This is a genomic window from Microbacterium plantarum, from assembly GCF_035231185.1.
GTDB classification, from domain to species: Bacteria; Actinomycetota; Actinomycetes; order Actinomycetales; family Microbacteriaceae; genus Microbacterium; species Microbacterium plantarum.
Genome location: NZ_CP141117.1, coordinates 150,503 through 163,303, shown reverse-complemented (window position 1 = coordinate 163,303; position 12,801 = coordinate 150,503). Strand labels below are relative to the sequence as shown.

The following is a 12,801-nucleotide window of genomic DNA, read 5'->3' as shown; positions in this document are numbered from 1 at the left end:
CCCTGATGGGGCCCGGCGGTTCAGACGCGGAAGATCGTGTGGACCGGGCCGCAGACGTCCTGGCCGCCGAGCTCGACGAGCTCCATGAGAACGGCGGTGCCGACCGTCCGGTGCCCGAGGCCTTCGAGCAGGCGCTGGGCCGCGCGCAGCGTGCCACCGGTCGCGAGCACGTCGTCGACGAGGAGCACGCGCGTACCGCGTGGCAGATCGTCCGCCATCTCGATGGTCGCCTGACCGTACTCGAGGTCGTACGAGACGGATGCCGCCGGGCGCGGCAGCTTGCCCGCCTTGCGGATCGGCACCATGCCGACACCGCTCGCCGCCGCGACGGCGCCGGCGATGAGGAATCCGCGCGCCTCGACGCCGGCGACGACGTCGAACTCACGGGCGAAGGGCGCGACGATCGCGTCGACGACGGTGCGCAGCGCGGTCGCGTCGGCGAGCAGCGGCGAGATGTCGCGGAAGAGGATGCCCGGTTCGGGGAAGTCCGGGATGAGCGCGATGAGCGACTCAGCGTGCTCGAGGGGGTCGGAAGTCACCGAACCACCCTAGGCCCGTTTTGATGCTCCTCCGACGGCGAGGTCGCGACTGCAAGCGCTTGCACTAGAGTGAGCGCCATGACCTCCTCTTCCGTGGACACGGCGGCATCCACCCTCGCCCCGATCGGGATCTCCCGGCCCGGCGCCGAGTGGTGGCGCACCGCCGTCATCTATCAGATCTATCCCCGCTCGTTCGCCGACGCCTCGGGAGACGGCATCGGCGACCTCGCCGGCATCACCTCGCGCCTGGGCGACCTCGCCGACCTCGGCGTCGATGCCGTCTGGCTGAGCCCCTTCTTCCGGTCGCCGCAGAAGGATGCCGGCTACGACGTCTCCGACTACTGCGACGTCGACCCTCTCTTCGGCACCCTCGCCGACTTCGACACGATGCTCGACGAGGCGCACGCCCGCGGCATCCGGGTCATCGTCGACCTCGTCCCGAACCACTCGTCCGATCAGCACGCCTGGTTCCAGGAAGCGCTCGCGGCGGAGCCGGGCAGCGCCGAGCGCGCGCGCTACATCTTCCGCGACGGCAAGGGCGAGAACGGCGACGAGGCGCCCAACAATTGGGAGTCGGTCTTCGGCGGCCCCGCCTGGACGCGCACGACGAACCCCGACGGCACGCCGGGCCAGTGGTACCTGCACCTGTTCGACTCGACGCAGCCCGACTTCGACTGGGCCAACCCCGAGGTGGGCGACGAGTTCGAGCGCATCCTGCGGTTCTGGCTGGACCGCGGCGTCGACGGATTCCGCGTCGACGTCGCCCACGGCCTGGTCAAGTCGGACGGCCTGCCCGACTTCGTGCCGGCCGAGGACGCTGGATCGATGGGCGGCGACAGCCTCGACGTGCCCTACTGGGGCCAGGAGGGCGTGCACGACATCTACCGCCGCTGGAACCGCATCCTCGCCGAGTACGAGGGCGACCGGGCCCTGTGCGCCGAGGCGTGGCTGCCCACCGTCGACGAGACCGCCCTGTGGGTGCGCCAGGACGAGATGCACCAGGCGTTCAACTTCCCCTACCTGCAGACCGAGTGGGACGCCGACCACCTCACCGAGGTGATCTCCGAGTCGCTGCGCGCCTTCCCCGCGGTCGGCGCGCCCGCGACCTGGGTGCTGTCGAACCACGACGTCGTCCGCCACGCCTCACGCCTGGCGCTGACCGCGGAGAACCCGCAGGGCCACGGTCTCGGCCCCGACTCCCCCGGTCAGCCGGACGCCGTCGTGGGCCTGGCCCGCGCCCGCGCCGCGACGACCCTGATGCTCGCTCTGCCCGGCTCGGCCTACCTCTACCAGGGCGAGGAGCTCGGGCTGCCCGAGGTCGTGCACCTGCCCGATGACGCCCGTCAGGACCCGACCTGGTTCCGCACCGACGGTGAGCGCTACGGCCGCGACGGATGCCGCGTGCCGATCCCGTGGGAGGCCGACGCCCCCGGATACGGGTTCAGCCCGACCGGGGCCTCGTGGCTGCCGCAGCCCGAGGAGTGGCACGGCCTCGCGCGTTCGGTGCAGGACGGCGACCCCGCCTCGACCCTGACGCTCTACCGCGAGCTGCTCGCCGCACGTCGCCGGCACGACCTCGGCGCCGGATCGCTCGAGTGGGTCGATCTGCAGCTGGGTGACGACGTCGTGGCGTTCCGCAACGGCGACGTGCTCGTCGTCGCCAACACCGGCACGGATGCGGTCGCACTGCCCGCCGGTGAGATCCTGGTCTCGAGCGTCGCCGATCTCGCCGAGAGCGCCGGTGACGTGGCCGAGCTGCCCGTCGACGCGGCGGTCTGGATCCGCGTGAGTTGACGAGAGGAGCGGGAGATGGTCGGCATCGACGACGTCGCGCGACGCGCCGAGGTCTCGACGGCGACCGTCTCCCGCACCCTGAGCGGCCGGGGTCCGGTGTCGCCCACGACGCGCGAACGCGTGCTGCGGGCGGCATCCGATCTCGGCTACGTCGTCTCGTCGGCGGCCTCGAGCCTCGCGTCCGGACGCACCCGCAACATCGGCGTACTCGTGCCGATCCTCGACCGCTGGTTCTTCTCGCGCGTGCTCACGGGCATCGCCGCGACCCTGCAGCGCGACGGCTACGACGTCGCGCTGTACGCCCTCACCGCCGAGGCCGACGAACGCCGCCGGGTGTTCGCGACCTCGCTGCGACGGCAGCGCGTCGACGGCGTCATCGTCGTGTCGATGGCACTCGCAAGCGACGAGATCGCGCAGCTCGGCGACCTGGGCCTGCCGGTCATCGCGATGGGCGGGCAGCTCGCGGGCCTGCGGTCGCTCACCGTCGACGAGATCGAGGTGGCCCGGACGGCGACCGAGCACCTGCTCGACCTCGGGCACCGCGACATCGCCCACATCGGCCTGCATCCGCAGTTCGAGGGCGACTTCCACATCCCCACACAGCGTCGCCGGGGCTTCGAGGCCGCCCTGTCCGAGGCCGGCGTCGCCCCGCAGACAGACCGCTTCGCGGCGGCGGACTTCACGATGGCCGGCGGGCATGATGCCGCGACGCGGTTGCTCCGCGACGCCGAGACCCGCCCCACCGCGATCTTCGCGGCCTCGGACGAGATGGCGATCGGGGCGATGCTGGCGGCGCGCGAGCTCGGGCTGCGCGTTCCGGAGGACGTGTCGATCATCGGGGTCGACGGCCACGACCTCGGCGAGTTCTTCGGCCTCACGACGGTCGACCAGTTCCCGGGCCGACAGGGCGAGCGCGTGGCCTCGGCGATGATCGCGGCGCTTCGCGGGGTGGCGTCCGAACCCCCGGCCGACCTCGACTTCGCGCTCGTCGAGCGGTCGAGCACGGCCCCGCCGGCCTGAAACCGACGCAGCGACCCCCGGGCAGCGCGCAGGCGCCCTCCCGTAGGCTCGGAGCATGGCCTTGGACCTCGACGCCCTCTACACCGACCTGCACCGGCACCCGGAACTGTCGTTCCAGGAGACGCGGACGGCCGCCGTCATCGCGGCTCGGCTCAGCGAGCTCGGTCTCGAGTACCAGGAGGGCATCGGCCGCACCGGTGTCGTGACCGCGATCCGCAACGGAGACGGTCCCGTCGTGTGGCTCCGCGCCGACATGGACGGCCTCCCGGTACCCGAGCAGACCGGCCTCGAGTACGCCTCGACGGCGCGCGGCGTCGACCCCGCGGGCAACGACGTGCCCGTCATGCACGCCTGCGGCCACGACATGCACGTCACCGCGCTTCTCGGAGCCCTCGAGCAGCTCATCGCCACGCAGCACGAGTGGTCGGGAACCGTGGTCGCCGTCTTCCAGCCCGCTGAGGAGTACGGCGCGGGCTCGCAGGCGATGATCGCCGACGGCGTGCTCGACCGCTTCCCGAAGCCCGACATCGTGCTGGGCCAGCACGTCACGCCCCTGCCCGCCGGCGTGATCGGCGTGCGGCCGGGCACCCAGATGGCGGCATCCGACGGCCTCAGCGTCGTGCTGCACGGTCGCGGCGGCCACGGCTCGCGCCCGCACTCCACCATCGATCCCGTCGTGATGGCGGCGGCGACGGTCATGCGCCTGCAGACGGTCGTCTCGCGCGAGGTCGACCCGCGCGACGTCGCCGTCGTGACGGTCGGCTCGATCCACGCCGGCCTGAAGAACAACATCATCCCCGCCGAGGCGAAGCTCGAGCTCAGCCTGCGCTACCCCGACGACGCCGCGCGCGAGCGCGTCATGGCAAAGGTGGAACGCATCGTGCGCGCCGAAGCGGCGGCATCCGGTGCCGAGACCGAGCCCGCGATCACCGTCGACCACACCCTGCCCCCGACGATCAACGACCACACCGCGACGGCCCGTCTGACCGCCGCATTCGAGCGCGCCTTCGGCGAGGGCAGCGTCGTCGACCCCGGCATGTTCACCGGCAGCGAGGACGTCTCGTGGTTCGCGCGCGAGGCCGGCGTTCCCCTCGTGTTCTGGTTCTGGGGCGGCGTCGACCCGCAGAAGTTCGCGGATGCCGTCGCAGCAGGCACCGTCGAGCGCGACATCCCCACCAACCACTCCCCGTTCTTCGCGCCGGTCATGCATCCGACGATCGAGCGCGGTGTCGAGAACCTCGTCGTGGCAGCCAAGGAGTTCCTCGCATGAGCGACCCCAACGACCCGTTCGCCGATTTCGAGCCCTACGAGCCGCCGGCCAAGCCCGAGCGCGCGAAGCGCGAGAAGGCGCCGCGGGAGCCGCGTCAGCCGCGCGAGCCGCGCGAGAAGAAGCCCCGCGCGTCACGTGAGCCCGGCCCCAAGCGCGAGAAGGCGTCGGGTATGCCGCCAGTCATGGCCGGCTGGCCCGACGAGCCCCTCGCGCCGCGTCCGGTCGAGCACGTCGACGACGGGGGTGGCGGCGACCGCCGCCTGCTCGTCATCCTGTCGAGCATCGCCGGCCTGCTCGTGGTCGCGGTCATCGTGGTGTTCGCGATCTACCTGACGCAGCAGTCGCAGCGGCAGGAGCCTGCGGCCGACCCGGTGCCGACGGCTCCGGCGACGCAGTCGGTCCCGCAGCCGTCCGGCACCCCGCAGCCGTCGGAGAGCCCGAGCGCCCCGGCGGCGACTGCGGGCGTCGCGGTGACCGCGGACGGGTTCACCATCACCGACGCCGGCGGATCGACGACGTTCACCCACGCGTGGGCGGATGACGCGGATCCGGCCGTGGCGGCGCTCACCGAGCTCTTCGGCGCGGCCCCGACCGAGGACTTCCAGAACGGCGACGCCGAGAACTACGCGTACAAGATCTACGCCTGGGAGGGGTTCCGGCTCTACGACGTCTTCTTGAGCGAGGGCAACCGTCCGCGCGCCGAGGTGCCCGCGCCGACCTTCATCTCGTACGACTCCGACGTCGACGTTCCGGTGACCGACGACTTCGGCATCGAGCTCGACATGTCGGCCGACGAGGTCGCCGCGCTCGGTCCCGACTCCGGTCAGGGCGGGTCGTTCGTGTTCGGCTCGGACCGCAACACCTTCTACCAGGACGGTCAGCGCCGCTTCGGTGCCGCTGTCACGGTCGAGGGCAGCAAGGTCACCGTCACGTACACCTTCCGCGCCGGCCGCTGACCTGGGTCCACGCCCAGGTCCGCGTGCCGCGCCGGCGGTGCCGGGATGCAAGGGTTCGGCACGACACGCCGCGCTGCGGCATCCGTCGCCGGCGCGCCGTGATGGATTCGTTGCATCCGCGTACCGATCCGGGATGCCGCCGGCGGTGACTCCCCTGCCAGGATGGCGGTATGACCACAGCGGCATCGCGGCGGCCCCTCATCGTGCTCTCGATCGTGGCGGGGGTGCTGCTGGTCGTGGCGGCGGTGGTCGTGTTCCTGCTCACGCAGCGCGGCGCCGCGCCCACGGCGACACCGTCGTCGCCGGCTCCGACGAGCGCGGCCCCGGGGGTGACGACGACACCCACGCCCACCCCGACGCCCACGCCGGTGGATGCCGCACCCGTCGCAGCCGAGGTGGTCATGGCCGCGACCGGTTTCACGATCGTCGCCGATGACGGATCGACGCTGCTCGAGTTCCGCTGGCGCGATGAGGTCGGGCCGGCCGTCGCCGCACTGACCGAGGCGTTCGGAACGGAGCCCGAGCTCGGCGTCCAGACCGGAGACGGCACCCACTTCCCCGACTACACGATCTACGACTGGGCCGGCTTCGCGCTGTACGACATGATCTTCGTCGACGGCAACAAGCCGCGGGACGAGTACGGCATCCCGACGTGGGTCAGCATCGGGGCGAACGAGGTGCAGGAAGTGCCCATCACACCCGAATTCGCGCTCACCATCGGCTCGGCCGCGGATGCGGTGCGCTCGAACGGTCCCGACGACGAATGGGCGATGCCCGGCGACGGCGAACTGCGCTTTGTCTTCGACATCGACCGAACTGATTTCCTCTCTCCCGACGGTCCGGTGCGAGACCTGTCGTACAGCGTCTTCGCGGACGCGACCGAAGGCCTCGGCGTCACCGACATCCTGTACCGCCCCTACAGCGGGCTCTGAACCGAACGCAGAAACCACGGTTCGTCAACGCTCCGGTGACGCTCGGCGCGGCGAGATTGCGCAGGATGCCGCGCCAGGCGTAATGTCGCCCGCCGTGACCACTGACAGTCGCGAACCGGGCGAGGAAACCACGCCGATCGCGAAGCGCATCCTCATCGGCGACCCGCTCGATTCCGAGAAGCTCGACGACCAGCTCCTCCCCAAGCGCCGGGCCCTGCCGATCTTCGCCTCCGACGCCCTGTCGTCGGTCGCGTACGCGCCGCAGGAACTGCTGATGATCCTCGCGATCGGCGGCACGGCGATGCTCGCCTTCAGCCCGTGGGTCGCGCTGGCGGTGGTGGCCCTGCTCATCGTCGTCGTGCTGAGCTACCGACAGCTGATCAAGGCCTATCCCTCGGGCGGCGGCGACTACGAGGTCGCGCGCACCAACCTGGGCGAGAAGGCCGGGGTCGTCGTGGCCGCGGCGCTGCTCGTCGACTACATCCTCACGGTGGCCGTGTCGGTGGCATCCGGCGTCGACAACATCATCTCGGCGTTGCCCGGCCTCGCCCCCTGGCGGGTCGAGCTGGCGGTCGGGTTCGTCGTCCTCATCATCATCGTCAACCTCCGCGGGGTGCGCGAGGCCTCGTCGGCATTCGCGGTGCCGACCTACATCTTCATCGGCTCGGTCGGCGTCATGGTGGCGACCGGGCTCATCCGCACGCTGCTCGGCGACGCCCCCGTCGCCTCGAGCGCGCAGTTCGCGATGGAGGCCGAGAGCCTCAGCCAGGTCGCGCTCATCCTGCTGATCCTGCGCGCGTTCTCGAGCGGCTGCTCGGCCCTGACCGGAGTCGAGGCGGTCTCGAACGGTGTGCCGGCCTTCCGCGCCCCGAAGATCGCGAACGCGCAGAAGACCCTCGTCATGATGGGCACGATCGCCATCCTGCTGTTCTCGGGCCTGACGGCTCTCGGACTCATCGCGGGCGTCCACTACGCCGAGGACCCCTGCGCCCTCGTCGGCTTCGACTGCGTCAACCAGCCGCAGCCGAGCCTCATGGCGCAGATCGCCGCCGCGACGTTCGGCATGGGGTCGATCCCGTTCTTCATCATCCAGGCCGCGACCGCCTGCGTGCTGCTGCTCGCCGCGAACACGGCGTTCAACGGGTTCCCGCTGCTGGGCGCCGTGCTCGCCCGCGACGGCTACGCGCCGAAGTCGCTGAACACCCGCGGTGACCGGCTCGTCTTCTCCAACGGCATGATCATCCTGGGGCTCGCCGCGATCCTCGTGCTCGTCGTGTTCCAAGCCGACCTGACCACCCTCATCCAGCTGTACATCATCGGCGTGTTCGTGTCGTTCTCGCTCGGTCAGGTCGGGATGGTCAAGCACTGGCGGCGTGAGTTGCGGCTGCTGCATCCGACCGCCGCCGCCGACCGCGCGGAGGCCCGCCGCGGACTGATCATCAACGGGATCGGGGCGACCTTCACCGTCGCGGTGCTCGTCATCGTCACCGTGACGAAGTTCACCCACGGCGCCTGGCTCGTGTTCATCGCGATCCCGATCCTGGCGTTCCTCATGGTCGGGGTGAGCCGCTACTACCGCGACGTCGAGCACGAGATCGCGATGGATGACGACGTGCACTACGGCTCGACGGGCGACGTCGCCCTCGTCCTCGTGAACCGCCTGCAGAAGCCCGTCGCGAAGGCCGTCGACTACGCCCTCTCGGCGAAGCACGACAAGACCATCGCCGTGCACGTGGCGGTGTCGAAGGAGTCGGCGCAGGATGTGCAGACCGACTGGGAGGTGCACCGGATGCCGGTGCCGCTCGTGATCATCGAGTCGCCCTACCGCCAATATGCGGCTCCCCTCGCGGCGTTCATCCGCAAGTACCGCGAGAAGCACGGCTCATCCGTCGTCACGGTGTACCTGCCGCAGTACATCGTGGGCCACTGGTGGGAGACCTTCCTGCACAACCGACGCGCCCGCCGCATCGCTCAGCAGCTGATGATGGTGCACGGCGTGCAGATCACCCTCGTGCCGTGGCTGCTCGATTCCTCCGAGATCGTCTACGGCCGACGCTCCCGCCCGATGCCCGGCGACGACCGGGCCGGCCGGGCCTCCGCGACCTACGGCCTGGTGGCCCACACCGATTCGCCCGAGCCCGGCGAGGCGGTCTCGCGCGAACGCGCGCAGTAACTCCTCAAGCGCGGGCGCAGCACCGCCGCCAGCAGGCCGGTCCGGCCCTCGATGGCACGGGTTTGAGGAGTTACGGCAGGCTGACGGAGGCGGAAGCTCGGATCCGCGGCCCCGAACCGCTCCGAGCACGCGCCGCCGCCCCGAGCGACCCGAGCCCGGGCCGGCGCGCGGGCGTAGCCTAGAGGGGTGAGCTCTCCCGTCGTTCCCGCCGCTTCACCGCGCGTCAGTCCGCTCGACGCGGTGTCGTTGCGCGCCGACTTCCCGATCCTCTCGGAAGAGGTCAACGGGCACCGGCTGGTCTACCTCGACTCCGCCGCGACGAGCCAGAAGCCCACGGCGGTCCTCGACGCCGAACGCGACTTTCTCACGCACGCCAACTCCGCCGTCCACCGCGGTGCCCACACCCTTGCGGCCGAGGCGACTGATCTCTTCGAGGATGCCCGCGCCGCCGTCGCCGGTTTCGTCGGCGCGCAGCCCGAGCAGCTCGTCTGGACCAGCGGCGCGACAGCGGGCCTGAACCTCGTCGCCTACGCGATCGGCAACGCCACGCTCGGCCGCGGCGCGCCCGCATCCGCACCGTACGCGCTGGCACCCGGTGACGAGATCGTCACGACGGCGATCGAGCACCACGCCAACCTCATCCCGTGGCAGGAGCTCGCCGCCCGCACCGGCGCAGTGCTCCGCCACATCCCCGCACGGGCAGATGGCACGCTCGACCTGGATGCCGCGGCATCCATCATCGGTGAACGCACCCGGATCGTCGCCTTCACCCACGTCTCGAACGTGCTCGGCATCGTCAACCCGGTCGCCGAGATCGTCGCCCTCGCGCAGGCGGTCGGCGCTACGACCGTGCTCGACGCGTGCCAGTCGGCCCCGCACCTGCCGCTCGACCTGCCGGCGCTCGGCGTCGACCTCGCTGTCTTCAGCGGTCACAAGATGCTCGGCCCCTACGCGATCGGCGGACTGTACGGCCGCGCCGAGGTGCTCGACGCGCTGCCGCCGTTCCTCACCGGCGGATCGATGATCACCACCGTGACGCTCGACCACGCCGAGTACTTACCGGCTCCCCAGAAGTTCGAGGCCGGAACGCAGGCGGTCGGACCCGCGATCGGTCTCGCCGCGGCGGTGCGCTACCTGCAGGACGTCGGACCCGAGAACATCCACGCGCACGAGGTCGCCCTGGCCGAGCGCATGGGCGCGGGCCTCCGCGAGATCCCCGGCGTCCGTCTGCTGGGCGACGCCCCGGGCGCGGAGCGCGTCGGCCTGTGGTCGTTCGACGTCGCCGGCGTGCACGCGCACGACGCGGGCCAGTTCCTCGATGCTCAGGGCATCGCGGTGCGGGTCGGCCACCACTGCGCCGCGCCACTGCACCGGCAGTTCGCGATGACGGCATCCGTCCGCGCCTCGACGGCGCTGTACAACACCGAGGACGACGTCGACCTGTTCCTCGACGCGGTGCGCGGCATCCGCGGCTTCTTCGGCGTCAGCGATCAGGCCGAAGGGGCGCACGCATGACCGGGCTCGACTCCCTGTACCAGGAGCTCATCCTCGACCACTCGAAGCACCCGGTCGGCAACCCCCTCCACGACGTCGGCGATGCGGCGCACGCCGACTCGCACCAGAAGAACCCCGTCTGCGGCGACGAGATCACGCTGCGCGTCGCCGTCGACGGCGACCGCATCACCGAGGTGTCGTGGGAGGGCACGGGCTGCTCGATCTCGCAGGCCTCGGCCTCGATGCTCGCCTCGCTGGTCGACGAAGAGGTCGAGGGCGACGGGATGACGCGGGCCGACGCGGCCGCCCTCATCGAACGCTTCCGCGAGGCGCTGCGCTCGCGCGGCAGCATCCCCCTGGACGAGGAGACGTTCGGCGATGCCGCGGCGCTGTCGGGCGTCTCGAAGTTCTCGGCGCGCGTCAAGTGTGCGATGCTCGCCTGGGTCGCCCTCGAAGACGGCCTCGGCCGGGCCTGAGCCCCGGCTCACCGCGGATCGGCCGCAGAGGTCGGTTCAGGCCGAGGGCCGAGCGCCGGTCAGGCCGAGGGCCAGGCGACGGATGCCGCGGGCCAGTCCGATCGCTGCAGTTCCGCGAGCGTCTCGCGCTGGCGCTGCACCGACTCGAGCGAATCCGTGCGGAACGCCGTCGCGATGACGACCTCGCGCCAGTACTCGTCGCGACCCTGGTACGTGGTGAACGCGCGCGTCGCCAACGGCTCGAGCAGCGCCCACGCCTCGTCGGCGGTCAGGTACCCCGCGACGTAGGCGTAGCGGACGCCGCCGATCGCGCGCTCGATGTCGGCGGCCAGCAGCAGCCGGGGCGGACGCTCCTCATCGCCACGCGCGAGGTCGTGGATGTCGAAGACCGGCAGGTCGGTGAGGGCCGCGATGCGCGACATCATGTGCTCTGCCGCATCGCTCTGCGCGACCTCCGCGAACCGCGTCGAGAGCACGCCGCGGGCGAGCGTGTCCGCGACGAGAAGCTCGGCGTCGGAGCGCGAGACGATCTTGAACTGCTCGTCGAGCGCAGCGCGGAGCTGCTGCATGCCCGGCAACGGCATCGCGAACCAGGGTGATCCGTCGGCGCCGTCACGGTGCTTGGCGCGCAGGTCCTGCGGCAACTCGGCGAACGTCGGCGTGAATGCGAGCGAGGAGTTCCACCCGCGCATCGCGAAGTCGCTCGCGGCGTCGAGCGCCAGGATCTGCTGCTGCCGCGGCGTGAGCGGACTCCGCGCCGCGAGCGCGAGGTACTGCCGCTGCGCGTTGCGCGGAGCGCGGGCGTCGCGCACAGCGAGGACGATCGACGCGACGAGCAGGCCCGCGCACATCCCGAGGAAGAGACCGAACAGGTTGTTCCCGAAATCCTCGCTGCCCACCCACACGTACGACAGCACGAAGCCCAGGATGCCGATCGGCACCGCGATCGCCGTCACGGGGAGCGCCCGCTTGCGCATGGCCTTGGGGTCGGCCTTGCGCCGAGCGTCCAGCATCCGTGTGTACCGCCGCCGAGGGCGGACGGGGAACTCCACGTCGCCGGGATGGTTCTGGAGGGCGATCACGGGTTCCGTCACCCCATCATTTTGACAGCACCTCCGCCTCGAGGCGGGCGTAGGAGTCTTCCATGCCGTCGGCCATGCCGGTAGCGAGGACCGTGTCGCGCGTCTCCTTGTCGGGATACTCGATGAGGAGCGTGAGCAGGGTGGCGCCGTCCTCTTCGTAGAGCTGGAGGTCGTTGACCGTGCCGGGCCCCTCGACTCCCGACATCCGCTCGGTCGTGACCTCGCGGCGCGGCGCGTCGAGCTGCAGCAGCTCGCCCTCGAACCCGAACGCCGTCTCGGGGGCGCCCTCCTGCTCCCACGCGTACCGGAACGTCCCGCCCACCTCGGTGGCGGGCTCGGCGACCGTCATCGACCAGCCGTCCGGACCCAGCATCCACTTCTTCAGCAGCTCGGTCTCATGGTGCGCGCGCCAGACGAGCTCACGCGGACCGTCGATGAACCGAGTGATACGCACATGCGTGTCGTCGAGCAGTTCGACGTGCGTGCCCTGCCCCTGCGCGTAGGCGCGGAGGTCCTGCACGACCGCGTCGAGCTGGCCCATGGCGAGGCGCGAGCCCTCGATGGCGCCCATCGCGATGACCTGCTCGAGCCCCTCAGCGGACGTGAAGTAGGTGACGTTCGTCAGGCGCGAGCCGGTCTCGGTCGTCTCGAACGAGAACAGCATGCGCATCGCCGGGAACTGCTCCATCGGCTCGCCGTTCTCGTCGGCGAACGCGTCGAGCACCTCGAAGCTGCGGCCCTCCTCGATCGTGATGAACTCCCAGGTTCCGCGCGACTTCTCGCCCTGCGGGCTCGACATGGCGTACTGCGCGCGTCCGCCCGGGGTGAAGTCGAACCGCGTGAAGGTCGCGGGCCAGCCGGGAGGGCCCCAGAAGCGCTCGAGCTGCGCGGGCTGCGTGAACGCGCGCCAGAGGCGGTCGACGGGCGCGGCGACATCCGCCACGAGCGTCATCGTGAGGTTCTCGGCATCGGTGGTGATGTCGGTGACGGGCATCGAATTCTCCTTCGAACGGATGGTGCGCGTGGGGTGGGTGTGCGGGCTTGCGGGTCTGCGGGTCTGCGGGT

Annotated in this window: 11 protein-coding genes; 8 read left to right on the top strand and 3 right to left on the bottom strand. The window is 71.0% G+C overall.

Annotated elements, in window-relative coordinates:
* Positions 1-20 precede the first annotated feature (20 nt).
* Complete coding sequence (locus VC184_RS00830; protein ID WP_112615769.1) at positions 21-539, bottom strand: adenine phosphoribosyltransferase; 519 nt, start codon at positions 537-539, stop codon at positions 21-23.
* Positions 540-617: 78 nt separating this feature from the next.
* Here VC184_RS00830 and VC184_RS00825 point away from each other — a divergent pair, with 78 nt between their 5' ends.
* The 8 genes from VC184_RS00825 to sufU all read left to right on the top strand — a co-directional run bounded on the left by VC184_RS00825 (position 618) and on the right by sufU (position 10,654).
* Positions 618-2,333 carry a glycoside hydrolase family 13 protein gene (locus VC184_RS00825; protein WP_114588919.1) on the top strand — a complete coding sequence of 572 codons (1,716 nt, stop codon included), beginning with the start codon at positions 618-620 and terminating at the stop codon, positions 2,331-2,333.
* Positions 2,334-2,348: 15 nt separating this feature from the next.
* Positions 2,349-3,353, top strand: coding sequence for a LacI family DNA-binding transcriptional regulator (locus VC184_RS00820; protein WP_323987002.1), 1,005 nt, complete (start codon positions 2,349-2,351; stop codon positions 3,351-3,353).
* Positions 3,354-3,408: 55 nt separating this feature from the next.
* On the top strand, positions 3,409-4,623 hold the full coding sequence (locus VC184_RS00815; RefSeq protein WP_323987001.1) for an amidohydrolase: 1,215 nt from the start codon (positions 3,409-3,411) through the stop codon (positions 4,621-4,623).
* Entirely contained in the window at positions 4,620-5,579 is a 960-nt protein-coding gene (locus tag VC184_RS00810; protein ID WP_274178097.1) for a hypothetical protein, read from the top strand. The genes VC184_RS00815 and VC184_RS00810 overlap by 4 nt, the downstream gene beginning before the upstream one ends.
* A gap of 170 nt (positions 5,580-5,749) precedes the next feature.
* Entirely contained in the window at positions 5,750-6,511 is a 762-nt protein-coding gene (locus VC184_RS00805) for a hypothetical protein (protein ID WP_323987000.1), read from the top strand.
* Positions 6,512-6,593: 82 nt separating this feature from the next.
* Positions 6,594-8,684: an APC family permease gene (locus tag VC184_RS00800; protein WP_323986999.1), complete on the top strand. Its 2,091-nt coding sequence runs from the start codon at positions 6,594-6,596 to the stop codon at positions 8,682-8,684.
* 186 nt (positions 8,685-8,870) lie between these two features.
* Positions 8,871-10,199: a SufS family cysteine desulfurase gene (locus VC184_RS00795; RefSeq protein ID WP_323986998.1), complete on the top strand. Its 1,329-nt coding sequence runs from the start codon at positions 8,871-8,873 to the stop codon at positions 10,197-10,199.
* Positions 10,196-10,654 carry a Fe-S cluster assembly sulfur transfer protein SufU gene (sufU, locus tag VC184_RS00790; RefSeq protein ID WP_323986997.1) on the top strand — a complete coding sequence of 153 codons (459 nt, stop codon included), beginning with the start codon at positions 10,196-10,198 and terminating at the stop codon, positions 10,652-10,654. Before VC184_RS00795 ends, sufU begins: the two co-directional genes overlap by 4 nt.
* A 59-nt stretch (positions 10,655-10,713) precedes the next feature.
* On the opposite strand, the gene VC184_RS00785 is transcribed toward sufU, so the two are convergent.
* The gene (locus VC184_RS00785) at positions 10,714-11,748 is read right to left on the bottom strand and encodes a DUF1266 domain-containing protein (protein ID WP_240309781.1); all 1,035 of its coding nucleotides are present in this window, start codon (positions 11,746-11,748) and stop codon (positions 10,714-10,716) included.
* 4 nt (positions 11,749-11,752) lie between these two features.
* Entirely contained in the window at positions 11,753-12,730 is a 978-nt protein-coding gene (locus VC184_RS00780; protein WP_323986994.1) for an SRPBCC family protein, read from the bottom strand.
* Positions 12,731-12,801 lie beyond the last annotated feature (71 nt).